Annotated in this window: 19 protein-coding genes and 1 pseudogene; 12 read left to right on the forward strand and 8 right to left on the reverse strand. The window is 72.0% G+C overall.

Annotated features, from left to right (window positions below; translation table 11 throughout):
• Positions 1 to 718: 718 nt before the first annotated feature.
• A complete protein-coding gene (locus AB0J86_RS17965) occupies positions 719 to 1,111 on the forward strand; it encodes a hypothetical protein (protein WP_363858341.1) in 393 nt (130 codons plus the stop codon).
• 298 nt (positions 1,112 to 1,409) lie between these two features.
• Here the strand turns inward: AB0J86_RS17965 and AB0J86_RS17970 are convergent.
• The 4 genes and pseudogenes from AB0J86_RS17970 to AB0J86_RS17985 all read right to left on the reverse strand — a co-directional run.
• Positions 1,410 to 1,903 (reverse strand): annotated as a pseudogene (locus AB0J86_RS17970) (integrase core domain-containing protein); the annotation flags it as partial.
• 533 nt (positions 1,904 to 2,436) lie between these two features.
• Positions 2,437 to 3,519, reverse strand: coding sequence for a Gfo/Idh/MocA family oxidoreductase (locus AB0J86_RS17975; RefSeq protein ID WP_363858343.1), 1,083 nt, complete (start codon positions 3,517 to 3,519; stop codon positions 2,437 to 2,439).
• Positions 3,516 to 4,697, reverse strand: coding sequence for a Gfo/Idh/MocA family oxidoreductase (locus AB0J86_RS17980; protein WP_363858345.1), 1,182 nt, complete (start codon positions 4,695 to 4,697; stop codon positions 3,516 to 3,518). Before AB0J86_RS17980 ends, AB0J86_RS17975 begins: the two co-directional genes overlap by 4 nt.
• 159 nt (positions 4,698 to 4,856) lie before the next feature.
• Positions 4,857 to 5,021 carry a hypothetical protein gene (locus AB0J86_RS17985; RefSeq protein ID WP_363858347.1) on the reverse strand — a complete coding sequence of 55 codons (165 nt, stop codon included), beginning with the start codon at positions 5,019 to 5,021 and terminating at the stop codon, positions 4,857 to 4,859.
• 97 nt (positions 5,022 to 5,118) lie between these two features.
• Between AB0J86_RS17985 and AB0J86_RS17990 the strand changes: the two genes are divergently transcribed.
• Positions 5,119 to 5,568 (forward strand): nuclear transport factor 2 family protein, encoded by a 450-nt coding sequence (locus AB0J86_RS17990; protein ID WP_363858348.1) that lies wholly within the window; start codon positions 5,119 to 5,121, stop codon positions 5,566 to 5,568.
• Positions 5,569 to 5,715: 147 nt separating this feature from the next.
• Here AB0J86_RS17990 and AB0J86_RS17995 read toward each other — a convergent pair whose 3' ends face one another.
• A complete protein-coding gene (locus AB0J86_RS17995) occupies positions 5,716 to 6,957 on the reverse strand; it encodes a PQQ-dependent sugar dehydrogenase (RefSeq protein ID WP_363858350.1) in 1,242 nt (413 codons plus the stop codon).
• Between the two features lie 155 nt (positions 6,958 to 7,112).
• On the opposite strand from AB0J86_RS17995, the gene AB0J86_RS18000 reads away from it, so the two are divergent.
• Both AB0J86_RS18000 and AB0J86_RS18005 read left to right on the forward strand, forming a co-directional pair.
• Complete coding sequence (locus AB0J86_RS18000; protein WP_363858352.1) at positions 7,113 to 7,460, forward strand: PadR family transcriptional regulator; 348 nt, start codon at positions 7,113 to 7,115, stop codon at positions 7,458 to 7,460.
• Positions 7,457 to 8,509: a hypothetical protein gene (locus tag AB0J86_RS18005; RefSeq protein ID WP_363858354.1), complete on the forward strand. Its 1,053-nt coding sequence runs from the start codon at positions 7,457 to 7,459 to the stop codon at positions 8,507 to 8,509. The genes AB0J86_RS18000 and AB0J86_RS18005 overlap by 4 nt, the downstream gene beginning before the upstream one ends.
• 190 nt (positions 8,510 to 8,699) lie before the next feature.
• Here the strand turns inward: AB0J86_RS18005 and AB0J86_RS18010 are convergent, their stop codons facing one another.
• Positions 8,700 to 10,514 (reverse strand): 5'-nucleotidase C-terminal domain-containing protein, encoded by a 1,815-nt coding sequence (locus AB0J86_RS18010; protein WP_363858356.1) that lies wholly within the window; start codon positions 10,512 to 10,514, stop codon positions 8,700 to 8,702.
• A gap of 139 nt (positions 10,515 to 10,653) precedes the next feature.
• Between AB0J86_RS18010 and AB0J86_RS18015 the strand changes: the two genes are divergently transcribed.
• The 5 genes from AB0J86_RS18015 to AB0J86_RS18035 all read left to right on the forward strand — a co-directional run bounded on the left by AB0J86_RS18015 (position 10,654) and on the right by AB0J86_RS18035 (position 15,168).
• On the forward strand, positions 10,654 to 11,169 hold the full coding sequence (locus AB0J86_RS18015) for a DUF6098 family protein (protein ID WP_363858358.1): 516 nt from the start codon (positions 10,654 to 10,656) through the stop codon (positions 11,167 to 11,169).
• A 216-nt stretch (positions 11,170 to 11,385) separates the two neighbouring features.
• Positions 11,386 to 11,964, forward strand: coding sequence for a TetR family transcriptional regulator (locus AB0J86_RS18020; protein WP_363858360.1), 579 nt, complete (start codon positions 11,386 to 11,388; stop codon positions 11,962 to 11,964).
• 221 nt (positions 11,965 to 12,185) lie between these two features.
• On the forward strand, positions 12,186 to 13,031 hold the full coding sequence (locus AB0J86_RS18025; RefSeq protein ID WP_363858362.1) for an SDR family oxidoreductase: 846 nt from the start codon (positions 12,186 to 12,188) through the stop codon (positions 13,029 to 13,031).
• A 123-nt stretch (positions 13,032 to 13,154) separates the two neighbouring features.
• Complete coding sequence (locus AB0J86_RS18030; protein ID WP_363858364.1) at positions 13,155 to 14,204, forward strand: aldo/keto reductase; 1,050 nt, start codon at positions 13,155 to 13,157, stop codon at positions 14,202 to 14,204.
• A gap of 361 nt (positions 14,205 to 14,565) precedes the next feature.
• Complete coding sequence (locus AB0J86_RS18035) at positions 14,566 to 15,168, forward strand: VOC family protein (RefSeq protein WP_363858366.1); 603 nt, start codon at positions 14,566 to 14,568, stop codon at positions 15,166 to 15,168.
• A 219-nt stretch (positions 15,169 to 15,387) separates the two neighbouring features.
• On the opposite strand, the gene AB0J86_RS18040 is transcribed toward AB0J86_RS18035, so the two are convergent.
• On the reverse strand, positions 15,388 to 15,690 hold the full coding sequence (locus AB0J86_RS18040; RefSeq protein WP_363858368.1) for a DUF1905 domain-containing protein: 303 nt from the start codon (positions 15,688 to 15,690) through the stop codon (positions 15,388 to 15,390).
• 253 nt (positions 15,691 to 15,943) lie between these two features.
• Between AB0J86_RS18040 and AB0J86_RS18045 the strand changes: the two genes are divergently transcribed.
• The 3 genes from AB0J86_RS18045 (at position 15,944) to AB0J86_RS18055 (ending at position 21,160) form a co-directional block, all read left to right on the forward strand.
• On the forward strand, positions 15,944 to 16,711 hold the full coding sequence (locus tag AB0J86_RS18045) for a DUF427 domain-containing protein (protein ID WP_363858370.1): 768 nt from the start codon (positions 15,944 to 15,946) through the stop codon (positions 16,709 to 16,711).
• Between the two features lie 187 nt (positions 16,712 to 16,898).
• Entirely contained in the window at positions 16,899 to 20,261 is a 3,363-nt protein-coding gene (locus tag AB0J86_RS18050) for a BTAD domain-containing putative transcriptional regulator (RefSeq protein WP_363858372.1), read from the forward strand.
• 236 nt (positions 20,262 to 20,497) lie between these two features.
• The gene (locus AB0J86_RS18055) at positions 20,498 to 21,160 is read left to right on the forward strand and encodes a hemerythrin domain-containing protein (protein ID WP_363858373.1); all 663 of its coding nucleotides are present in this window, start codon (positions 20,498 to 20,500) and stop codon (positions 21,158 to 21,160) included.
• Between the two features lie 73 nt (positions 21,161 to 21,233).
• On the opposite strand, the gene AB0J86_RS18060 is transcribed toward AB0J86_RS18055, so the two are convergent.
• Positions 21,234 to 23,960 carry an L-tyrosine/L-tryptophan isonitrile synthase family protein gene (locus AB0J86_RS18060; protein ID WP_363858375.1) on the reverse strand — a complete coding sequence of 909 codons (2,727 nt, stop codon included), beginning with the start codon at positions 23,958 to 23,960 and terminating at the stop codon, positions 21,234 to 21,236.
• Positions 23,961 to 24,053 lie beyond the last annotated feature (93 nt).

Below are 24,053 nucleotides of genomic sequence, written 5' to 3' on the forward strand. Positions count from 1 at the left end.
TTCTCGCTGTTGAGATAATATCGACTCCAATTTGATTTTTAACACATGGCGGCTGGTTCGATGAGTCCAGCTGGCCGTGGTGGCAGACGTACTGTGGACCGTCAGCTAATTGCTGATTGGCTAGGTTGCTGCCCATGCACCGCTTCGCCCAGTCCCCGGACTGGACGAGGATCGCCGTCATCGGCGGCTGAGCGGCGGTCGCGTTCTGGGTTGGGGCTCAGGTGCAGATCGCTTTCGGGTGGGCCGCTGAACTCGACGTAGGGGCGCCAGATCGGCGGAGTCGGTGCCGGGCCAGTTCGGGGCCTTCTCCCAGACCGCACCCGTGCCTCAATCAGGAGGCACGCCTCGTCGTTGCGAGTGAGGGCCTGGAGCCCGCCGGACTTACGAACGTGGCCGGCCACGCCAAGGCGTCGAGCACGATGGACGTGTAGGCGCACGAAACCACCGCGCACCACGAGCGGGTCCGGCGGATTGTTTGCGGGTTTTGAACGCTGGCATCCGGGCCGGCGAGCAACAGCGGACCGCTGGCGCGGGCCGGCACGCCGAAATGCGGGGACGAGTCCCGATCCACCCGACAGACTGCCGCAGCGTACCTGGGGAAGTAGGTGCCTCCGGGGGAGAGAACTGGTCGGGGCGGGGAGCCACCCGACTATCAGCAGGCGGATGGCCGGCAAGCTCGCCGCCCGCGCCGTCTCCATGCCGCCCCTATGCTGGCCTGATGACCATCGATTCGGCGCACCCATTGAACAACTTTGTCCACTCGTTTGCGGCCGTCAGACATCTCCTTGCGCGGGCCCACCGTACGGGAAGCCTTATCGAGGGAATAGTGCTCTATGTCTCACTCATCGATGGGCTACTTCGTATCGCGATCGTTCTCGACAAGCAACTCACTGGCGACCACGTCGACATCAACGCCTACGTGCAGCAGGTGCCAAGCGGTACCAAGATCTCCGAGCGAGCGGTTTATGAAGAGGCTCGGCGTCGCGGTCTGATCGACGACGCTTTGAAAGCGGAGGTTGTCGACCTTTACGAGCACCGCAATGCGACCGTGCACCGGTTCTTCTTGACCGACCTGACGTACGCGGCGCTAGGGCCGCTGCTGGATCGATAGGAGGTGGTCTGCGACATATGTTACGCGATCGTCGCGGACTTGGAGGCGCGCCAGGTACGTGAGGGGAAAGGTATGACTGTTACCGGCCCGGATTCCGACCGTAGGGAGATCCTTGCTGCCGTAACCGCCAAACTGGGCTTCGAGGCAGGCCCATCCTAGCCCAGTTGCGTGCGCACCACCGCGCGGCGCCGTTCTTGCAACGACGGTTTATCAGTGTCAGCGCGGCCAGTGCGGAACGTGTCAAGGGATTGAGGCCAACGGGAGTTAAGCGGCTTGTGGGCACGGGCTCTGTTTCCTGCTCGGGCTTGTTGATCCAGACCTGTCCGGGCAGATCGAGGATCTTGGGTAGGAGTCGGGTGGTGCTGAACCGTTCCGGATGCGCCGCCCGCGCGGTGGCCAGGGTGTCGGCGCGGCCGGCGCGTACGCGTTGGTGGGCGGCCGTGGTGGACCTCGGCCGGGGTGTGCAGGCCGATGGCAGTGCCGGTGAGCATGGTTGTACCAGGTCACGAAGTCGGCCGTGAACGATCGCGCGTCGGCGAGGGACGCGAACCGGTCAGGGAACACCGGTGCGTACTTCAACGTCTTGAACCAGGCCTCGCTGTGCGGGTTGTCGTTGGACACCGTCGGCCGCGAGTGCGAGTGGGTCACCGCCAGGTCTTCGAGCAGGTTGGCGACGGATTTCGAGGTCATCGACGTGCCCCGGTCGGCGTGGACCACGTGCGGGACGCCGTGGGTGTCGAAGACCTCGCGGATCATCGACTCCGCGACGGGCCCGGACTCGCGGGCGTGTACCCGCTCCCCCGACTACCGGCGTCGATTTGTCGAGATTGGGTGGATTTGGTTCGCTGGGGATTCGGGGGGACCGAGGGGGACCGTACGTCCCGAAATGGCGCGGGAGTCGGCGGCATGAGACGGGATGCCGCCGGCCCCCTCACCTGCTCAAACGATATGAGCTAGCATTAGCCGTCAGACTCCGGGATAGATGATTTCGGACTCTTAATCCGCGGGTTCGGGGTTCGAGTCCCTGGCGGCGCACCATCTCTGACAAGGGCGTATAGCTTTTTGGCTGTACGCCCTTCGTCGTTGTGGGGCACGCGCGAGTCACGACCTCGGCTCACGTTTTGGGCTCAGGCCGCGGTTCACGAGGACTGGCCGGCCTGCGGAGGGCCCAGACGACGGCCGGCCACGGTTGTTCGACTGTGAAACCCGGATCTCGGGCATGGTAGGGGGTATCAGGGCCTGTTTCGCCGCGCCCTGTTGGGCCGTAATGGGGTGCGGTCCGTGCTCCGGCTACCGCGCACGGACCGCACTGTTGCCGACCGCTGTCAGCGTGAGGTCGACAGGTCCGTCGCCTGGCTCTGGGCCTGGATGGCCAGCTCGATGGCCTTGAACGCGTGGGCCTGAGTCATGGCGTTCTCGGTCCTGTCGAGGCAGTCGAGGATGAGCTGGCCGAAGTACGGGTAGCCGACCTTGCCGGTGACCTGGAAGTGCGTTTCGCCGTCGTTGTTGGCGAGGAGGAGGTGGCCGGGGCCGTCCTGATTTCCTAGATTCATGTACTTGCGCTGCTCGATGAAGCCTTCGGTGCCCAGAATGAAGGTCCGACCGTCGCCCCACGTCTGCAGGCCGTCCGGTGTGAACCAGTCGCACCGCAGGTAGCCGGTCGCGCCGGTGTTCGTGACGAGATTGGCGTCGCCGAAGTCGTCAAGGCCGGGGTGGTCCGGGTGGGCGTAGTTGGCGATCTGGCTGTTGACCACCTTGGCGTCGGTGGACCCGGTGTAGTGCAGGATCTGGTCGACGTTGTGGCTGCCGATGTCCGTCAGGATGCCCCCGTACTTGTCCTTCTCAAAGAACCAGCCGGGCCGGCTACCCGCGTTCAGGCGGTGCGGGCCGAACCCGACGACCTGGAACACGCGGCCGATCGCACCCTGTTCGATGAGCTGCTCGGCGAACACCGCCGTCTCGACGTGGATGCGTTCCGAGTAGTACACCGCATACTTCAGCCCGGTCCGCTCCACCGCCTCCCGAGCGGCGGCAAGCTGCTCGAGCGTGGTCAGCGGCGCCTTGTCGGTGAAGTAGTCCTTGCCGGAGTCGATCACCCGCAGGCCCAGTGCACACCGTTCGCTCGGGATGGCTGCACCGGCGACGAGCCGGACCCTCGGGTCGTCGAGGATCTCGGCTTCCGCGCGCGCGACGCGGACGTCTGGGAAGCGCTCGCGGAATTGCGCGACGCGCGTCTCGTCGGTGTCGTAAACCCACTTGAGAGTGGCGCCGGCACCGATGAGCCCCTCGCACATGCCATAGATGTGGCCGTGATCGAGGCCGATGGCTGCGAATACGAACTCGCCGGCCTCGACGACGGGAGCGGGCACAGGTGCCGGCGCGTACGTCGCGCCATCGCCGGCGCTCATCGGACTCCTGCCGTAACATCGACGACCTGCTCGCCCGAGACAGTGATCGGGCCGGACTGGTGCCGGACCGCGGCGGACTTCGCGAAGAACCGCGGGGCGCGTTCGGCGACTGTATTGCTCTGATAATACGGATCGCCGTCCGGCAGGGGCAGGTCGACGGTTCGACGCTCGATGCCTGCCTTGTAGATGGCGGTGATGGCCTCGATGGTGAGTCGTCCGTCGCGGCCGTCGATGGTGGGGCGCCTGCCTTCCTCGATGGCGCTGAGCACGTCATCAACCTGGCCCTGGTGCCCCGTGTGGGACAGCGGCGCGCAATCGGACATCAACGCGCGTAGCCGGTCCACCAGCGCCGTGTTGCCCGCCGGCTTGGGAAACCCGTTGGGCTGAGAGGTCTCAGCGACCACCTCACCATCGAGGCTCACGCTGGCCTCTCGCCCGTGCACCAGGATCCGCTGACGCTCACCGTGGTCGACCACCGAACTGGTGACCGTGGCCAAGGCCCGTGCGTACTGCAGCACGGCGACCGACAGGTCCTCGACCTCAGCGTTCTCGTGAGCGGCGTTGGTGAGCACGGCAGTGACTGCGCTCGGCGCTCCCAGGAGCCACAGCAGCAGATCGATGTGGTGTACCGCGTGGTTGAGCGTCGGGCCTCCCCCCTCCTGTGCCCACGTGCCCCGCCACCACATGTCGTAGTACGGCAGACCGCGCCACCAGGCGGAGTCGACCTGCACATGCGTGATCTCGCCAAGCAGCCCCGAGTCCACGACGGTCTTCAGCCGGGCGACATCGTCGCGGAAACGGTTCTGCGCGACCGAACTGAAGACTGCCCCGCTGGCGGCCTCCGCACGGAGGATGGCATCGCATGCCGCGACAGAGGGCGCCATGGGCTTTTCGCACAGCACGTTCACGCCCGCCGACAGGCAGTCGACAGAGATCCGCTCGTGTGTGTCCGGCGGTGTACACACGCTGACGAGATTGACGTCCTCGTGTGCGAGCAACTCCTCGTGCGAGCTGTAGACCCGGGCATCATGCAGGCCGAGGTCGCGGCGCTTTTCCTTGCCGGCATCGAGCGAGGTGTCGACGAGTGCCACGATGCGACAGCGATCGGGGAAACCGTGGTAAGCGTTGATGTGGGAATTGGAGATGCCGCCGGTGCCAATGATGGCAACGTTGATCACGTCGAGCTCCTGGGTAGCGTTACGTGGTGCGGGTGGGGACTCCTGGGGGGTGCGCGGAGCGCACGTGCGCTCCGCGCGGGCGCCGTCGGGCGGCGAGAGGCGGCTCTGCTGCTCACCACCCGACGTAATCTATCGCCCCGGGATCGGGGGTGACCGGGGTCAGGATGCGGCGTCGATGGCACTCTGGACGGTGTCGATGAAACCCCGAGCCGCGTCCGCGCTGGACATCTGGCCCAGCAGCGCCTGCTCGTTGTAGCGACCGACGACCGTCTGCACGTCGTCCGGAAGCGGCACGCCGTACCTCTCGAACAGCGTCTTGTTCATGATGACGCCGTTCGGTGCGGCGCCGATGGGCAGACCCAGCAGCCTGGCCTGACAGGATGGCCGAGAATGCTTCAACCGGCTCAGTCAGGGGTTGTTTATGTCTCACGTGGGCCAGCCGTCAGATCGTTTCATAGATACCCGGACTGACGCGTCCGCTGCCCAAGCCGCGGCGCTGCGCGCTGCCGAACGGCGTCTGCAGCGGGCCCAACTGGCGTCCGATGTCGCGGAGCTGGATCGGTTGATCGATGACCGGCTCGTGTTCACCGGACCTGACGGGCGCCTGTACTCCAAGCAGGACGACCTGCACGTGCACCGGTCCGGCCGGCAGTCGATGACCCGGGTGGACGAGGAGGACCTGGCGGTGCTCGTGGTCGGCGGTACCGGGGTGACCTGGTTCCTCGGCTCCCTGGAGGGCACCCTCGCCGGTGAACCGTTCGCGGCTCGGGTCCGCTACACGCGCACCTGGATCCTCGATGAGGACAAGGGGTGGCGCCTCGTCGCGGCACACGTCAGCCCTGCCGGCCCCGACACCGCCACGGATGGCTGACCGACAGTGGCTCGGGCGGGGCGTTCACGGGTACGGCTGGTTGCTCTTCGGGAAACCCGGGGCCCGCACCCGGAGCGAGCCGGGGACGGCCGCGTCCGCGCGGCCGTCCCCCAGGGGTACTGCGGATGTTGCGGGATCGTCCCGGGCTCAGCGGTTCGCGGCCCCGCCGCCAGAGGCTGGCTGGACCCGCTCGAACCGCACCCGGCTCAGCCATCCCGGGAGGTCACTGAGCACGTACAGCTCGCCGTGCACGTCGACGTCGATCGCGGTCGGCTGGATGGGGAAGTTGCCGATCGTGGCGGACTCGTAGCCGCCGGTCGGTTTGGGACGAACGGCGAACGCGAGGGTCGAGCAGTAGTCGCTCGCGACGTAGGTGCCCCACGCCTCCGGCGTGGCGGACCCTCGGTACACCACGCCGCCGGTCACCGAGCAGTTCTCCGTCATGAAGTGTTCGTACTCGAAGACCGGGTCGGTGTACCGCACGCCCGGCCGGCACTGCTCCGGGTCGAAGACCGGGGTGCCCTCTCGGCACGACCAGCCGAGGTTCGCCCCACGCTGCGACGGGCGGATGTGGTCGATTTCCTCGACCAGGCCCTGGCCGACGTCACCGATCCACAGCGAGCCGTCGACCGGGTCGATGGTGAACCGCCACGGGTTGCGCAGCCCGTAGACCCAGATCTCCGGCCGCGCGCCGCGCGTGCGGACGAACGGGTTGTCGGAGGGCACGCAGTAGGGCTTGCCCGCGCAGGTGCGGTTGACGTCGATCCGTACGATCTTGCCGAGCAGGGTGCCGAGGTTCTGACCGGACTTGAACGGGTCGTTCGCGTGGCCGCCGTCGCCGAGGGACCAGTAGAGGTAGCCGTCGCGGCCGAACGCCACCTGTCCGCCGTTGTGGTTGCCGTACTCGGCGTGCTCCTGGGTGAGCAGCACCTGTAGCCGGTTGGGAGCGCCGATGGGCACTCGCGCCAGGGTCAGCGTGCCGGCCGGCAGGCTCGTGTAGGCCACGTAGAGGATCCCGGTCCGCGCGAAGTTCGGTGCGGGCGTGATGCCGAGCAGACCGCGCTCGTTGTCCGACGTGTCGATCCGGGCGGTCAGGTCGAGCACCGGCTCGGCCGCGAGGCCGGTGTCGGGGTGGTAGGCGCGGACGGTGCCGTTCTTCTCCGCGATCAGCATCCGGCCGTCCGGCAGCCCGGTGAGCGCGATGGGACGCTGTAGACCGGAGGCCACCTGTTCGGACACCACGGTCAGCTCGGTGAGGGGCACCGCACTGGTGTGGGAGGTGCCGGCCGCGGCGGTGCCGGCCGCCGACGCCGGTGGCAACAGGAACGCGGACACGGCCAGAACGAGCAGCATGGCCAGCATGGTGGCGGGGCGACGCCGTCGCGACATGTTTCAGCTCCTCGGGCAGGTAGGTGGAGGACGCGATCTGGGAGCGTTCCCACAATACATCTGTCATCGTCGATGCCCAACCCGCCGCCCCGCCGCCCTTTCCGGATCATCGTCACGCTAGCCAGATATACTTTCTACTTGTATATTCTCCTGGCATGAACGAATCGCCCATGCGGGAACCGACGTTCCTGATCCTGACCTGCCTGGTCGAGGGCCCCCAGCACGGCTACGCGATCCTGGCGGAGGTCAGGCGCATCTCCGGCGGCCGCGTCGACCTGCGCGCCGGCACGCTCTATGCCGTACTGGACCGGCTGCGGGCCGAGGGCCTGGCCGAGGTCGACCGCGAGGAACTGGTGCAGTCGCGGCTGCGGCGCTACTACCGCCTCACCGCGCTCGGGGCCCAGCGCCTCGCCCAGGAAACCGCCCGGATGCGCGACAACGTCGAGGCGGCCACCGCCCGGCTGCGCCGCGCCGGCCTGTCGCTGAACGGTGGAATCGCATGACCCTCGAACGCGCGTACCGCTGGCTGCTGGCCTGCTACCCCCGGGAGCACCGCCGACAGTACGAGGAGGAGATGCTGGGCGTCCTGCTCGACGACGCCGACCCGGGGCAGCGCCGGCCGCGGGCGAAGGACGTACGCGCCCTGCTCGCCGGCGCGCTGCGGGCCCGTACCCAGCAGGCCGTGGTCGACCTGTCGAGCGAGCACTGGCGGTCGACCGCGGCCGTGTTCGGCCTGGTCGCCCCGCTGGCCCTGCTGGCGTACGCCGGCCGGTACCCGTTGTTCAACCTCACCATGGCCGCGTTCTGGGGGGTGCCGGGATTCTCTTCCTGGCAGTCCTGGGCGCAGGCCCAACTCCCCTGGGAGACCTGGGTGCCGGCGGTCGGCTGGCTCGCCGTGGCGGTGTTGGCCGCGACCCGGTGGCGGCGCGCGGCGGCCGTACTCGCCTGGCCCGCCGCCGTGCTGGAGGTGCTGCGGGCGGCCCGGGACCACGGCTACTACTACACCTCGGTGGTCGGCCTGTGGCCGGTGGCGCTGGCGGTGCTGGCCGCCGCCGCGCTGACCGTACCGGCGTCCCGCTCGGCCACGGCCCTGCTCGGACGGTGGCGGATCGCGCTGCTCGCCGGCGCCACGCTGCTGGTCGGCAGCACGCTGCCCACCGTCGCGGTCATGTACTTTCCCGCCTGGCAGGGCGGGACCGTGCGGACACCACTGTTCTTCACCAACGCCGTTTCCGCCCTCGAAGCCGTGCTGCTCGGCGCGGGATACCTGCTCGGCCTCGGTACCGTGCTGAGCATCCGGGCACCGCTGCGCCGGCGCGTCCTGGCCCTGCTCGCCCCCGTCGGCGCGCTGCTGCTGCTCAGCCGGATCGGCTACGTCTACCTGCCCTTCCTGCACAGTCACCCCTTCGGCCCGGACGAGCCGGCCGGACTGAACCCCGGGCAGTGGCTGGTGCTGGTCCTGATCCCGGTACTCACGCTCGCGGTCGCGGTCGCGGCCGTGCACCGGTGGGAACGACCCCGCCCACGGCACGCGCCGGCCGGCGAGAACTGATCCGCGCCATCGAGACGCGGGGGGCGAGGGGGAAAGGCGCGGGTGTCAGAACGCGGTCGGCCACCCCGGGTGTCGTTCATCGTCGCGGTCGCGGTCGCGGTCGCGGTCGCGGATCGCGGCCGGGTGCGGGACGCGAGCGTCCCGCACCCGGCCGCCGCTGCTTCGGGCCCGGATCAGCTTCCGGTCCGGATCAGCCTGCGGTGATCGGCTGGGCGCGGCCCAGGGCCGGCGGGCTCATCGGGGACTTCTTCTCCAGGTACCGCCAGAGCGCGTCGCCGCCGTTGTAGGCGCTGCGGTCCTGCCGCTCGGCCCCGAACAGCGCGGTGAAGCCGGGCGTCGCGTTCTTGGCGAAGAAGTTGTTCGCCAGCGTGGCGATCCGGTACGTCGCCGTCGGCCTGACCGGCCTGTGGTCGATGAGAATGCCGCCCGGGGCGATCCGGTCGCCGACCGGCCGCGTCGGGTCGTACGTGTACCGCACGTTCTCGGAGACCGCGAGGTGCCGATAGGTGACCGTGCCGTCGGCCGCCTGCTGCCACTGGCTCTCCAGCAGCTCGTCGAGGGCGGCCCCGGTCACGTCGCCCCGGACCAGCCCCACCCCGATGCCGCTGTCGTAGACGGTGCCGAGCGCCAGCTCGGAGAAGAGGACCCGCCCCGGGGCGTCGGCCGGGTTGGCCGGGTCGGCGGCGTACGCGATGTCCCGGCGGAGGATCCCCGGCATGGCGACCGCGAGGTCCGCCCTGCCGTCCCGGTTGGCCGCCCAGCGGAACGCGTCGGCGGCGGCGTTGTACATGGTGGACTCGGCCCGGTCGCCCGTCGACCGGGTCAGCGGGGCGGTCACCGCCGCCACCGGGGTGTTACCCCGGACGACCAGCTGCTGCCGCCAGTACTCGGCGATCCGCAGCGTCTCCGCGTCGGGCGCGACGTCGCGGGTGTTGGCGTGGTTGACCGAGGTGGTCCGGTCCCGCAGCACCTCGCCGGTCCGGGGGTCGAGCCGCAGGTTGATCTCGTTGATCAGCCGGCCGTGGTTCGCGGCCTCGACCACCGGGCGCGGGGCGCCGGCCGGATCGGGCAGCATGCAGTTGACCAGGGCGTGCCAGTGTCCGGTGACGATCGCGTCCACGTCCGGGGTGATCCGCCGGTTGAACTCCTCCACCGGCCCGGACGGGTTGACGCACTCGTTGTAACCCGCGCCGGACTGCTGCGAGAAGCCCTCGTGCAGGACCGCGACGATCGCGCGTACGCCCTGCCGGCGCAGGATCGCGGCGTACCGGTTGACCGTGTCGGCCTCGTCGAGCAGTCGGAACCCCTTCGGGGTGTACGACATCTGCTCGTCCGACATCAGCTTGGTGGTGGCGTGCACGAAGCCGACCGGCAGCTTGCCGCCCCGCCCGTCGTCGACGTACTCCACGTGGTACGGCTGCTGCGCCGGCTTGCCGTTGCGGTCGTCGACCAGGTTGGCCGAGTAGTAGTCGTAGTCGGCACCCCGGAAGCGGCGGCCGGTCGAGTCGGTGAAGCAGAGGTCGAGGCTCGGGATGCCCCTGCAGGTGCCGTCCTCCATGTGGTGCAGGAACTCGATGCCCCGGTCCATCTCGTGGTTGCCGACGGTGGAGAAGTCCAGCCCGATCGAGTTCAGGTACTCGATCGTCGGCTCGTTCCAGAACCATCCGGTCTCGTTCGGCCAGCCGCTGAAGTCGTCCCCGGCCGAGAAGAGGATCGAGTTGGTCTTCCCCGCCCTGAGCTGCTTGATGTGGCTGGTCAGGTACGCGCCGCCGCCGACCTGCTGGGCCGGCTCACCCGCCCTCGCGCCGGGCACCGTGGTGGTGTACTCGCCGAAGTAGCCGTGCAGGTCGGTGATGGAGACGAGCTGGACCGGCACCGGGTCGGCGGGCGTGGCCGCGGCCGGCGACGCCGCGACGCCGGCCAGGACGAGGCCGGCGGCCATCGCCGCGGCCAGCGTGACGCCGCCGCGCCGCGTCGGCGGGCCGGATCGGAACAGGTTGCGCATGCGAACAGTCCCCCCATGGGCAAGAAGATCTTGGTACGTCCTCGGAGCCTCGCGGGACTTGTCGAACTTTCGATGAACGACGGGCGTGCCCGGCCTGAGCGGATGCTGACCGTCGAGTCGAGTCGAGTCGATTGGAGGAATGGCCGCTTCCCTGCCGGGCAATGCAGTCGGGGTGAACCGAGAACGTGACGACACGGGGATGGGTGTTCTTGCGGACCTCGACCAACTGGCCGCGCTCCTGGAGCAGGCGGGCCAGGACGAGGAGCTGTACGTGCGGTGGTCCCGGGGCCCGGCGGCCGATCTGGCGGGCGCCCGGGGAAACGAGCAGTCGAGCCGGGACGCACTGACCGGGGTTACCCTGCCCGGTCTTTCCGCCAATCCGTTGCGGGTGGAGCCGTGGTGGGGCCGGCGCTCGCTGCGCCTGTGGGTCGCCCGGCGGCTGTACGACTACTGCCACCTCCGTGACCTCCGCGGACCGGAGGCCTCACCCTGGGTGTTCGTCGGCGAGCAGTGTGGCCGGGGGCCCGACAACGAGCCGTTGGTGATCTGCCACCGGCCGATCGCGTGGGTCTCCGAGAAAGCGCTACGCGAAGCGGACCTCGCCATCAGGGGGCAGCATTCCGACGAGTGGGGGCCGCTGCACCGCAGTGATTGACAGGTGTTCGGCGGCCGATCCCGGCTGTCTCGCCAGCCATCCCATGCCCCTGCGGGACGGTCCGCGCGGCTACGAGATCTTCGAGAGGAAGGAGGACGGCTGCCCGCGTGTGGTGCTACAGCCGTCCGCCTGAGCCGACCTTGTTCCTGCCGGTGGGCAGGCGCCATGGCCCCGCCAGGATTGCAACCATACGGTTGGATAGCTAACCTCGTTCTCATGCCGTACGACTCCGCCGCCACTCGCGCCCGTCTCCTGGACGCGGCGTACCAGGAGTTCTCGGAGCGGGGGCTCGCCGGCGCCCGGGTCGACCGGATCGCGGCGGCGGCCAGGGCGAACAAACAGGCGATCTACGCCTATTTCGGCTCGAAGGAGAACCTGTTCGACGCCGTGCTGGCGGACCGGCTCGGGGTGCTCGCGGACGCGGTGCCGTACACGCCCGACGACCTGCCGGGGTACGCGGGAGCGCTGTTCGACGCGCTCAACGCCACCCCCGAACTGCTGCGACTGACCGCCTGGCGCGGGCTGGAGCGGGCCGACGCGACCCCCGGTGAGATCGAGTCGCACCTGGCGAAGGCGCGCGAACTGCGGGTGGCGCTGCGGCTGCCGGACGAGCCGACGGCGATCGACGTGCTGGAGATCGTGGTGGCGATCAGCGTCGCGTGGGTCAACGTGCCCGCCGGGCTGAAGGTCGTGGGTGGCCTGGACCCCGAGGCGCGGCGGCGGGCCCACCGTGCCGTCGTGGTCGCGGCCGTCACGGCCATCCGCGACGCGCTGGCGGGCCCGCCCGCCGAGTAGCGACACCAGCTCGGCGGCGCCGCTCGCGCGGCACGCGCCGTGCTGTTCCCGCGTGGCCGTTTGCGCGAACCGCGCCGATCGGCCCCAATTTCGACAAGATTTCCGATCCCGTAAGCGGTGTGACGCAGGTCGCCCAGAAAACCAACTGTCTGGTTGACTTCTTCGGGCCCGGCCCCCTACCGTTGCCAATACATCCAGTTGGTTTAAATGGAGGTACGGACGTGTCAACCTCTTCCTGGCTCGTCACGGGTGCGTCCGCCGGCATCGGGCGGGCCGTCGTCGAGCAGCTGCTGGCGGCCGGTCACCGGGTGGCGGCCACGGCCCGGCGGCCCGAGCGGCTCGCGGATCTCGCCCGGTCGTATCCGGACCTGTTGTGGACCGCCGAGCTGGACGTCACCGACACCGCGGCGGTACGGAAGGTCGTCGAGCGGGCCTTCCAGGAGTTCGGGACGATCGACGTGATCTTTTCGAACGCCGGACGGGGTGCGGTCGGCGCGGCGGAGGAGCTCTCCGACGAGGCGATCGCGGAGCAGGTCGCGGTGAACATGACCGGGCCGATCCAGCTGGTCCGGGCGGTGCTGCCGTACCTGCGTGCGCAGGGCGGTGGCCGGATCATCCAGACCTCGACGATGGGCGCCCAGATCAGCAGCCCGGGCGCCAGCATGTACCACGCCTCGAAGTGGGGCGTCGAGGGGTTCCTTGAGTCCATCGTCGGCGAGGTCGCGCCGTTCGGCATCGGCGTCACCATGGTCGAGCCCGGCAGCGTCCGGACGGACTTCGGCGCCGCGCTCTCCATCGCCGACCCGATCCCGGCGTACGCGGGTACCCCGGTCGGGCAGATCCGCCGGTACATCGAGGCGTCCGCGGGGAACCTGACCGGGGCGGCGCCCGGTGACCCGCGCAGGGTCGCCGCCGCCATCATCGACTCGGCCACGACCACGCCGGCACCGCGTCGCCTCGTCCTCGGCAGCGACGCCTACCAGGCCATCCGCGCCGCGCTGACCGGGCGGCTCGACGAGATCGAGGCCGCCCGGGCGCTCGCCGCCGGCACCGACTTCCCCGCCTGACCGGGCCGCCGACTTTCCCGCCTGACCGGTCACCGATTCTCCCGGCCTGACCGGGGCGCCGGTTGTCGCGCCGGTCTCCGGGTCAGGGCCCCCACCTCGTTTCCGACAGAAAGAGAAGCTCCCGTGAACCTGACCGACTTCCGCACGCTCGGCCGCACCGGTCTGCGGGTCAGCCCGCTGGCCCTGGGCACGATGACCTTCGGCGACCCGTCCTGGGGTGCCGACGAGGCGACGTCCGCCGAGATCCTCTCCCGCTACCTCGACGCCGGCGGCAACTTCGTCGACACCGCCAACGCCTACATGGGCGGGCGCGCCGAGGAGGTGCTCGGCGCGTACCTCGGCAAGCGGCCGGGCCTGCGCGACCGGCTGGTCATCGCCACGAAGTTCGCGCTCAGCATGGACCCGACCGACCCGAACAACGGCGGTACCGGCCGCAAGGCGATCCGCCACCACGTCGACGAGTCGCTGAGCCGGCTCGGCACCGACTACATCGACCTCTACTGGCAGCACAACTGGGACCGGCACACGCCGCTGGAGGAGACCATCTCCACGCTGGACGACCTGGTCCGCGAGGGGAAGGTGCGCTACGTCGGCCTCTCCGACACGCCGGCGTGGGCCGTGGCGCGCATGGCCACCCTCGCCGAGTGGCGCGGCTGGACCCCGATCGCCGCCATCCAGGTCGAGTACAACCTGCTGGAACGCACGTCGGAGGGGGAACTCTTCGGCGCGGCCCGCGAACTCGGCCTCGGCGTGCTGCCGTGGAGCCCGCTCGCGAACGGCGTACTGACAGGCAAGTACACCCGCGACAACCAGAACCCGGCCGGGGCGGGCCGCGGGATGTTCGTGGGACGGCACCTGCACGAGGGCACCTTCCGGCTGCTCGACGCGCTCGGCCGGATCGCCGGTGAACTCGGCACCACGGTCGCCGCGACCGCACTGGCCTGGGTCCGCCAGCAGCCCGTGGTCAGCTCGACGATCATCGGCGCCCGTACCGTCGGCCAGTTGGAGGCCAACCTGGCCTCGCTCGACGTCACCCTCTCCCCGGAGCAGCTGGCGGAACTCGACGGCCTGACCACCCCCGAACTCAACTTCCCGGCGGCCTTCCTGCGCGACTTCGGCGTACCGGCGCAGCAGGGCAACACGGTGATCAACGGGTTGCGGGCCAGCGCCTGACCGCGACCGGAAGTGACCAGGACCGACGTCCGTTCCGCCGCGCTGATCGTTGTCGGCGGCGGGGTGGTCGGCGTCGCGAGGAGCCAGGCGTACGCGTCGGTCGGGTCCCGGGTGATCCTCGTCGAGGGTGACCGGGGCCCGCTGCCGCGTGCGGAGAACCTCGTCCGTACCGAAATCGGCGCGTCGCCGATCGAGCAGGGCGTCAGCCTCCGCACCGCGACGGCGGGCTGTCGCCGTACGCCGTGCGGGCGACGCGGTGACGGCGGCCGTCCCCGACGACGGCACGGTGACCGCCGACGACGCCGGATAGTCTCAGATGATCTTCACCGACCCGCGATGATATCTAGCGAAGGAGGAAGTCATGGAATACAAGGTGGAGGTCATCGTCCTTCCGGTCTCGGACGTGGACCGGGCCAAGGAGTTCTACACCCGGATCGGCTTCCGCGAGGACGTCGACAAGGCAGCCGCGGACGGCCTGCGCGTGGTGCACCTCACCCCGCCCGGCTCGACCGCGTCGATCATCATCGGCAGCGGGGTCACCGACGCGACGCCCGGCTCGGCGCAGGGCATCCATCTGGTCGTGGACGACATCGTGGCGGCCCGCGAGGATCTCCTCGCCAAGGGCGTCGAGGTCAGCGAGGTCTTCCACGACGAGGGTGGCTTCTTCCACCACGCCGGTACGAGGGGCCGGGTCGCCGGTCCACACCCGGACCGGCAGTCGTACGCCTCGTTCCTCTCCTTCTCGGATCCGGACGGCAACGGCATCGTCTTGCAGGAGGTCACCACGCGGCTGCCGGGGCGCGTCGACCAGGTCGTCTACGGCTCGGTCGCCGAGGTCGAGCGGGCGCTGCGCGACGCCGCCGCGGCGCACGGCAGACACGAGGAGGAGATCGGAGCGGCCGACCCCGACTGGCCGGTCTGGTACGCCAACTACATGGCGAAGGCCGCCGGCATGAACGTCTGATCTCGCCTCGGTAACGGCCGCCCGCGGCCAAGGCGGCGCCGACAGCGTGGCCGAGGCGGGCCCGCCCGCAGGCGAACCGGCGGCCAGCGGATCCCCGGGGTTTCTTCCCGGGGCGATGGTCGGAACCGGCGGTCAGAGCGGATTCGGCTGCCGGTAGTCGCCAGGCCGTTGCGGGCCGGCCCGGCGAAGCAGTCGAAGCGGGGCGAGGGCGGCGCGGGTTCAGAAGTCGCGGAGTTCGACGGTCACCCTCGCGACGTCGCCCGGGTCCAGCCCCTCCGCCGTGCGGATCGCCCGCTTGACCGGTAGTACGAAGCTGCCCCGCGCGCGGTCCGGGAAGATCGAGGTCGTCCAGGTGCTGCCCCCGACGGTGGCGCGTACCCGCACGGAACCGAAGCCGCGCCGCGCGCCGCCGGTCAGGTCCCGGATCTCCTCGGCCGCCCCGACGGGCAGGCTGACGAAGGTCCAGGTCTCGCTACGCCGCGCGTCCCAGATCCACAGCTCGGCCTCGAAGTCGACGATCACGGCCTCAGGATGCCACCCGGTACCGACAGGGCCGCCCCGCCCGCCCGGCGCCACCGACTCCGCCCGACGCCCACCGCCCGATGTCCACCGGCCCCGCCCGGCGCCCCGGCCCCGACGGTCACCCGGAGCCCCGGCCTCGCCCGGCGCCCCGGCCCCGACGGTCACCCGGAGCCGAAAATCCGGGTGCGGGCGCGCGGCCACGTCCCGGTGTGCACCAATGAGGGGACCTCCGCCGCGATCGAAGGGGACGCCGATGAGCAGCCACCCGCAGATGATCACCCCGGTCAACCACATGGAGCCCGGGCCGCGCCGGGTACGGGCGATGCTGGGCGGCCGGATCGTGCTGGACACCACCCGCGCGGTCTACCTCTGGGAATGGCCGAACTACCCGCAGTACTACGTGCCGTTCGACGACGTCGACCCGAACGTGGTGGTGGACGAGGAGCAGGTGCGCAGGTCGAGCCGGGGCACGGCGCGGCAGCTCGGTCTCCGGGCGGGCGACATCGAGCGGCCGGCCGCCGCCCGGCTCTACACCGACGACGCCCTGCCCGGACTCGCCGGCCTGGTCCGCTTCGAGTGGGAGGCGTTGGACGCCTGGTACGAGGAGGACGAGGAGGTCTTCGTCCACCCGCGCAACCCGTACGTGCGGGTGGACGCCGTGCGCTCGACCCGGCGGGTCCGCGTCGAGCTGGACGGGGTGCTGCTCGCCGACTCGTCGTCGCCGGTGATGCTCTTCGAGACCGGGCTGCCCACCCGGTACTACCTGAACCGTTCGGAGGTCGGCTTCGCGGCGCTGGAGCGGACCGACACGGTGACCGCGTGCCCGTACAAGGGCCGGACCAGCGACTACTGGTCGATCCGGACCCCGACCGGCGTGCACGCCGACCTGGCCTGGTCCTACGCCTTCCCGACGGGGGCCGTGCAGGCCATCGCGGGGCTGGTCAGCTTCTACAACGAGCGGGTCGACATCCACCTGGACGGCCGGCCCCTGGAACGCCCGGTCACCCACTTCTTCCGCTGAGCGGCGGCGTCTCACCCGCTCCTTCCGCTGAGCCGCGGCGTCCGTCGACCGCCCACCGGCGCGGACGAAGCGCGCCATGGACGCCGCCGGCCGCCAGGCGGGCCGGGCATCTTCGCAGGTGGTGCCGCCCGCCGCCGGCGACGGTGCGGTGCCTCGGGAGGATCTTCCCGGTTACCATTGACCTGCCATGCTGCTCCGGGTGCTGGGCCAGTTCGAGCTCGACAGAGGTGGTCCGGTCGATCTCGGCGGTCCCCGGCAACGCGCCGTGCTCGCCCGGCTGCTGCTGGCCCGCGGCTCGGTCGTCTCCGCCGACCAGCTGATCGACGACCTGTGGCGCGGCGAGGCGCCGCCCCGGGCGATCGCCTCCCTCCAGGCGTACGTCTCCCACCTGCGACGACTCCTGGAACCGGACCGGGCGCCCCGGACGCCGGCCCGGCTGCTCGTGACCGCGCCACCGGGCTACGCGACCCGCCTGCCCCCGGACGCCGTCGACGCCTGGCGGTTCGAGCGGCTGCTCGCCGAGGCCCGCGCGGTCAGCGCCGCCGATCCGGGGCGCGCCCGTCCGTTGCTCCGCGCCGCGCTGGAGCTGTGGCGCGGCCCCGCGTACGCCGAGTTCGCCGGCGAGCTGTGGGCGCAGCCGGAGGCGACGCGGCTGGAGGAGCTGCGCCTCGCCGCCCGGGAGCTGCTCATCGACGTGACCCTGCGCGCGGGGAACGCCGCCGACGTCGTTCCGGAGGCGGAGGTGCTGACCCGGCAGGCGCCCCTGCGCGAGGAGTGCTGGCGGCTGCTGGCACTGGCGCTGTGGCGTACGGGCCGGCAGGGCGACGCGCTCGCCGCGCTGCGCCGGGCCCGGACGATCCTGGCGGACGAGCTCGGTCTGGATCCGGGACCCGCGCTGGTCGAACTCGAGAGCGCCATCCTGGGCCAGCGCCTCGACCTGCTCCCAGCGCCGGTCGGGACGGCGGCGTCGGCCGGGTCGCCCGTACCGGGGGCCACCGCGCGACCGGGGCCGCGCCCGGACGTGGCGACGGCGCCCCCGATCCCGCCGGCGGACGAGCCGTTCGTCGGGCGGGGCGCGGAACTGGCGGCCCTCCGGGAGACCGCCGCCGAGGCGGCCGCCGGCGGCCCCCGGATCGCGCTGGTCACCGGGGAGGCCGGCGCCGGCAAGACCACCCTGCTCGCCCACCTCCGGCGGGAACTCGCCGACCGGGGCTGGCTGGTCGCGGTCGGCCGCTGTCCGGAGGTCGCGGGTGCCCCGCCGGCCTGGGCGTGGACCGAGGCGCTGCGCCAGCTCGCCGCGGCGGCGCCGCCCGGTGAGCTGGCGCCGCAGCTCGCCCCGCTGCTCGACGACACCGGGCGCGAGCCCGACACCGGGCGCGAGGCCGGCGGCGGAGACGCCAGCGCCGGCCGGTTCCGGCTGCACCGCGCCGTCGCCGCCTGGCTGCGCGCCGCCGCGGTCCGCCGGCCCGTCGCCGTGCTCCTCGACGACCTGCACGCCGCGGACACCGAGACGCTGCTGCTCCTGACCAGCGCCGCCGAGCTGACCGACGCGGCGGTGCTCTTCGTCGCGTCGTTCCGGCCCACCGACGACCCCGAACGGCTCGCCGAGACGACCGCCGCCCTGGCCCGCCGCTCGCCCCGGCGCGTACACCTGTCCGGGCTCGCGGCGGCCGACGTGGGGCGGCTCGTCGGCGCCTTCGTCCGGACCACCGTCGACGCGGACACCATCGCCGCGCTGGCCGAGCGTACCGGCGGCAATCCCTTCTACGTCCGGGAATCGGCCCGGCTGCTCGCCGCCGAGGGTGCGCTCGTCGCCACCTCGGAGGTGCCGGAGGGGGTACGCGACGTGCTGCGCCGCCGGCTGGCCCGGCTGCCGGGGTCCGTGGTCGCGGTGCTGCGCCTCGCCGCCGTCGTCGGCCGGGAGGCCGACGTGGAGATGCTGGTCGAGGCCGCCGAGGCGGACGAGGGCACGGTGCTCGACGCGCTGGAGGTCGCGCTGGTCGCCGGGCTGATCACCGAATCGGCGCCGGGGCGGGTGCGGTTCGCGCACGGCCTGCTCCGCGACACCATCTACACGGACCTCTCCCACCTGCGCCGGGCCCGCCTGCACGGGCGCGTCGCCGCCTGCGCCGGGCGGCTGCGCCCCGACGACTACCCGGCGCTGGCCCACCACTACGCCCGCGCCGCGTCGTCGGGGACCGCACGGCTCGCCGTGGACTACGGCGTCCGCGCCGCGGAACTGGCCGAGCGGCGCTACGCGTACGACGCGGCGATCGAACTGCTGACCGGCGCGGTCGACGCGGCCGGGGCGATCACCGGGGACCGCGCCGCGCTGCGGGTCGACCTGCTGGGCCGGCTGCTGCGCGCCCAGGCGCGGGCCGGTGCCCTGGCCGCCGCCCGCCGGACCCGCGCTTGCGCGGCCGACGTCGCCGCCGCCTCGGGTCGGGACGAGCTGCTCGTCGCGGCGTTCACCGCGTGGAAGGTGCCGACGCCGTGGCTGACCCGCGCGTACGGCGTCGTGGACCACCACGTCGTCGAGCTGCTCGCGCGGCTGCTGCGCCGGCGTGACCTGGCCCCGGCCGACCGCTGCCGGCTGCTGGAGGCGCTGGCCAACGAGCTCGACGGGGAGCCGGACCCGCGCGGCCCGGAGGCCGGGCGGGCGGCGTTGACGATCTCGCGCGAGCTGGCCGACCCGGAGCTGCGTGCCATCGGGCTGACCGCCCGCCTGCGCACCATGCGGTTCGACCTGGAGGCGGGACGGCGCCTGGAGCTGGCGCGGGAACTGGCCACGCTCGCCGACGAGCACGGCCTCGTCACCTACCGGTGGTTCGCCGAGCAGGTGTTCGGGCACGCCGCCGCCGCGCTCAACCGGCCGGACGAGGTACGCGCCAGCGTCGCCCGGCAGGGGACGATGGCGCGGACGTACCGGCTGCACGAGGCGCTGGCGATCCACAGCGGTCAACTGGGCGCGCTCGCGCACGTCGTCGGCGACTTCGCGGCGGCACAGCGGCACTACGACGAGGCGGTCGAGCAGATGCGGCGACAGGGCTCGCTGCACGCCGACGCGCTCCAGTACGTGGGCACGGCGACCCTGCTGATCAGCCAGGGGCGCTTCGCCGAACACCTGGAGCCGACCCGGCTCCTCCGGCGGACGCTCGGTCCGATCCTCGACGACCTGCTGGCGCTGGCGCTCGTCGAGAACGGCCGGCTCGACGAGGCGCGGGCCATGCCGCTGGGTCGCCACTCCTACCGTCCCGACTACGTCCAGTCGGTCCTGTTCAGCGTGCGGGGGATGGTCGTCGTCGCCCTGGGCCGGCGGGATCTGGCCCAGCCCGTCATCGACGCGCTGCTGCCGGTACGCGAGCAGTTGGCCGGTTTCTCCAGCACCTCGATCGTGATGCGTCCGGTCGCGCTCACCCTCGGCGAGCTGTTCCGTCTTCAGGGCCGTGACGACGAGGCGGAGCGCCACTTCGCGCTCGCGGTGGAGGTGGCGCGACGCTGGGGCTCGCCGCACTGGCTCGCGGAGGCGAGGTCCGCGCTCGCCGGCTGAACCCGCCCGCCGTCCGGTCCGTGGTCGGCCCGGTCCCGGTCTTCCCGGTTTGGCCCGCTCCAAGTCGATCGCAAGCGGTGCCGGGCACCATTGCCCGGAACTGTGCCGGTGCGGCATGCCTACGTCCGGGAAGCTCGGCCGCCGATTCCGACGAGTCGGCGGCCGACGGACGGACAGGTCGACCGCAGTTGACGCCCCTCGGAAAGGCCACCGTGACTCGGAACCACAACGAACCCATGGCCGACGTCCGCGACATGTACATGGCACACGCCATGCTGCGTCGCGAGTTCAGCCTGCTCCCGCAGCTCGTCCGCAGCGTCGCGCCGGGCGACGCGAACCGCGCGGAGGCCGTCGCCGCCCACGCCGACCTCATCTGCCACCTCCTGCACAGGCACCACGAGGGTGAGGACCTGCTCCTCTGGCCACGGCTGCACGAGCGGGGCGGCGCCGAGGCGGAGGCCATCGTGCCCACGATGGAGATGCAGCACGCCGCCATCGAGGAGGCGCACGCCGAGGTGGTCCGGCTGCTGCCGGGTTGGCGCGCCACCGGGCAGGGCGGCGACGAACTCGCGGAGGTCTTCGAGCGGCTGTACGACGTGCTGGCCGAGCACATGGCCCTGGAGGAGCGGGAGATCCTCCCGCTGGCCGAGCGGCACGTCACCGCCGCCGAGTGGAAGCAGCTCGGCGAGCACGGGATGGCCGGGGTACCGAAGAAGCAGCTGCCGCTGGGCTTCGGCATGGCGATGTACGAGGGCGACCCCGAGGTGATCAAGGCGTTGCTCAAGGAGGTTCCGCTGCCGGCCCGGCTGCTTCTGCCGGTCATGGCGCCCCGCCTCTACGCGGCCTACGCCAAGCGCATCCACGGCACCCGCACGCCGCCGCGCGTCGGCGCGCGCTGAACGACCGCGCGCCGCACGAGTGCCGGGCGCGCGCCGGTCGGCCGGCGGGTGGGCTCCGCCGCCGGGCGCGGCATCAGCGGCGGCGCAGCCGGATCCGCTCCAGGAAGCCCGGTACCAGGCGCGCGGCCGGCCGGTCCGGTGAGCCCGGCCGGTCCAGCGGCTCCAGCACCGTGATGGGGGCCATGAACCACGGCTGCGCGTCACCGAGCAGCGGCGAGTGGACCGGTACGAACGCCTGGTCGCGCAGGTGCACGGCGAAGTCCGTGGAGACGTGGCCGCGCTGGTCCACCGCGCCGGTGCCCTGCCAGGGCATCAGTGCGGAGCCGCCGAGGCCCGCGAGGCCGCACCGGCCGGGCGACGGGATGCTCAGGGTGAGCCGGATGCGTGGCCGGAGCAGCCGGTCGTACCCGAGGTCGTGGTCGGTACGGGCGACGCTGGCGTAGTGCAGCGCGGCGTCCCAGGCGGCGCGGAGGACCGCCCGCCGGTCGTGCGCGATCTCGGACGGTACCGCCGGCCCCACGTGGTAGAGGTCCGCGTAGAGGATCCTCGGGTCCACGGCGCCGGGCGGCAGCGGTACCGAGTGCACGAGCGAGCGGAAGAGGTCCGCGACCGCCGGTCCCGGGGTACCCGGGGCGGCCGGGTCCAGGGTGCGGGACCGGGCGAGCGCTGCGCGGGGATCGCGGGCGACGTCCAGGTCCCGATAGGCGTCCTCGAGCGCCGCGCGGTGCCGGGCCTCGATCGCGCCGCGGGCCCGTACCGCCCCGGGGCCCAGCTCCTCGGCGGCCACCTCGTCGACGTCGCGTATCTCCAGGATCTCTCCGGCGCCGACGAGGCGGAGGTAGCGGTCCAGGCAGGCCAGGTACGGCGCGGTCGCCGCGCGCGGCCGGACCCGGAAGTGGTTGCCGTCGGTGAGCACGGTGATCCGCAGTCCCGGCGGATAGACGGCGGCGACCGCCGCCGCCAGCTCCCGCAGCCGCAGCAGCAGCCCGAACTCCGCCAGGTCGGGCAGGGGACCGAGGGCCTTGAGCCCGCTGTCGGCCTGCTTGACGGGGAAGGCGGGCAGCACCGCGCGGATCGGCTCGCCCCGCTCGACGCGCGGGCGGATGTCCCGCTCGGCGACCGCCAACGGGTACGCGTCGCGCGCGCCGCGCCGGAACCGCTTGGCGCCGAGGACGCGGTGTACGAGCGACGGCGCCGTCTCGCCGGTACCGAGGCGGGCGGCCCGCGCGCCGGTTTCGTACCCGGCCGCCAGCGCCTCGTCCACCAGGCGATCGACCAGCGCGGTCGACTCTGCCCGGGAGAGCCGTACGGCGTGCCCGGCGAGCACCGGCCGCTCGCGCAGCTCGGCGAGGGGCAGCTCGGCGACCGAGGTGGCGTGCGACAGCACGGGAACGTGTGCGGGGGCGGGGGCGGGACTGTCCGCGCGGACGGCGGCGTGCGGCGGCACGGGTGCGGGGGCGGGCCGGGGCGAACGCTCGAAGGTCGAGATCAGCTCGGTGCCGTCCTCCGGCTCGTCGCCCGGGACGTACCCGGGCAGCGCGACCGCGACGAGGCGCGCGCCGGGCAGCGCCCGGGCCAGGGCCGCGCGGTTCTCGGCGAGGTCGTCGAAGACCGCGACGACGTCGAGGTCGGCGGCCCGCGCCAGGTGTACGGCCTTGAGCGCGGCCACCGGCCGGTCCCGGTCGTCCGGCATCATCAGCAGCCGGGGCCGGAGCAGCCCGCCCCGGGCGAGCACTTCCTCGGTCCACGCGCGGACCCGCTCGCGCCGGCCGGTGTTGAACAGCACGGCCCCGCCGCGGTCCTCGACGTCCCGGACGAAGCGGACCACGCCCTCGGTCAGCTCGTCCCAGCCGAGGTTCGACCACGGGCGGTGGAACGCGCGGCAGAAGTCCTGCCGCAGCGCCTCCGGGTCCACCTCCGGGTAGGCCCGCCGCAGCCCGTTCGCCTCGACGAACCGCTCCCACGCCGGTGGGTCGCCGGTCGGCAGCAGGCTCAGCAGCTCCGGGTGGGCCAGCTCCAGGATGCCGTCCGGCGCGCCGGGCCGGGGCCCGCCGACCCGGCGGGCCGCGTGCAGCGTGCGCCGGCGCGGGTCGAGCGTGACGAAGTCCAGGTCCAGCAGCACCGCCGGCTGCCGCGCGCCCGGGCGGGCGCGTCGCGCCCGCGCCCGCTCCTCCACCAGGTCCAGGACCCGGCGCAGCGTCCCGTCCTGCCCGGGCGGCAGTGAGTGGACGTACGGGGCGAGCGCGTGGTCGCCGCGGAGCAGCTCGGCCGTCTCGGGGCGCAGGAAGCGCAGTTCCTCGGCGGCGACCCGCCACACGCGGGAGCGCTCCGCACCGTCCAGCGACGCCGCGACGAGGTCGAGGCAGCGGGCCAGGTCGCGGGCCGCCCGGTCCGCGTCCCCCGCGCCCGGGGCGGTGCGGGGGAGCCGGCCGGTGACCACCACGCGACCGGTCGCCACGGCACCGCCGCCGGTACCGCCGTCCGGCGCCAGCTCCACCGCCACCACGTCCGGGTCGGTGTCGACGAGCACGCCCAACCGGTCCAGCGCGGTACGGAAGACGGTCACGAGCGGGCGTACCAGGAACTCCGCCGGGCCCGGGAGGTCGGTTCGGCGGCCCTTCGGCTCGTACCGGTGCGGCCCATCCGGGGCGACCAGCGCGCGCAGCGGCACCGCCACCGTGCCCCCGGGGTACGCCGGATGGGCCGGCCACGGCCCGCCCGGCCCGGCCACCGCGGCGTAGAGGCGCAGCAGCGGATCTCCGGTGACCGCTCCGGTCAGCACGTCGTCGAGCCTCAGCACGCGACCGAGTAGACCGGCGCGCGGCTTCAGATCGCATTCATCGTCCTGACCCGTGCCGTCCCGCATGAAGCCGATCTGAAGCCGGCGCCTGCT

The organism is Micromonospora sp. NPDC049559 (genome assembly GCF_040676675.1).
Classification (GTDB): Bacteria; Actinomycetota; Actinomycetes; order Mycobacteriales; family Micromonosporaceae; genus JBFAPK01.

Coding starts and splice junctions, on each gene's coding strand:
- AB0J86_RS18010 (WP_363858356.1), bottom strand. CDS start 10,514: ATGCGCAACCTGTTCCGATCCGGCCCGCCGACGCGGCGCGGCGGCGTC.
- AB0J86_RS18000 (WP_363858352.1), top strand. CDS start 7,113: ATGAACGAATCGCCCATGCGGGAACCGACGTTCCTGATCCTGACCTGC.
- AB0J86_RS17975 (WP_363858343.1), bottom strand. CDS start 3,519: ATGAGCGCCGGCGATGGCGCGACGTACGCGCCGGCACCTGTGCCCGCT.
- AB0J86_RS17990 (WP_363858348.1), top strand. CDS start 5,119: ATGTCTCACGTGGGCCAGCCGTCAGATCGTTTCATAGATACCCGGACT.
- AB0J86_RS18020 (WP_363858360.1), top strand. CDS start 11,386: ATGCCGTACGACTCCGCCGCCACTCGCGCCCGTCTCCTGGACGCGGCG.
- AB0J86_RS17995 (WP_363858350.1), bottom strand. CDS start 6,957: ATGTCGCGACGGCGTCGCCCCGCCACCATGCTGGCCATGCTGCTCGTT.
- AB0J86_RS17965 (WP_363858341.1), top strand. CDS start 719: ATGACCATCGATTCGGCGCACCCATTGAACAACTTTGTCCACTCGTTT.
- AB0J86_RS18050 (WP_363858372.1), top strand. CDS start 16,899: ATGCTGCTCCGGGTGCTGGGCCAGTTCGAGCTCGACAGAGGTGGTCCG.
- AB0J86_RS17985 (WP_363858347.1), bottom strand. CDS start 5,021: ATGAACAAGACGCTGTTCGAGAGGTACGGCGTGCCGCTTCCGGACGAC.
- AB0J86_RS18035 (WP_363858366.1), top strand. CDS start 14,566: ATGGAATACAAGGTGGAGGTCATCGTCCTTCCGGTCTCGGACGTGGAC.
- AB0J86_RS18045 (WP_363858370.1), top strand. CDS start 15,944: ATGAGCAGCCACCCGCAGATGATCACCCCGGTCAACCACATGGAGCCC.
- AB0J86_RS18015 (WP_363858358.1), top strand. CDS start 10,654: ATGGCCGCTTCCCTGCCGGGCAATGCAGTCGGGGTGAACCGAGAACGT.
- AB0J86_RS18005 (WP_363858354.1), top strand. CDS start 7,457: ATGACCCTCGAACGCGCGTACCGCTGGCTGCTGGCCTGCTACCCCCGG.
- AB0J86_RS18055 (WP_363858373.1), top strand. CDS start 20,498: ATGGCCGACGTCCGCGACATGTACATGGCACACGCCATGCTGCGTCGC.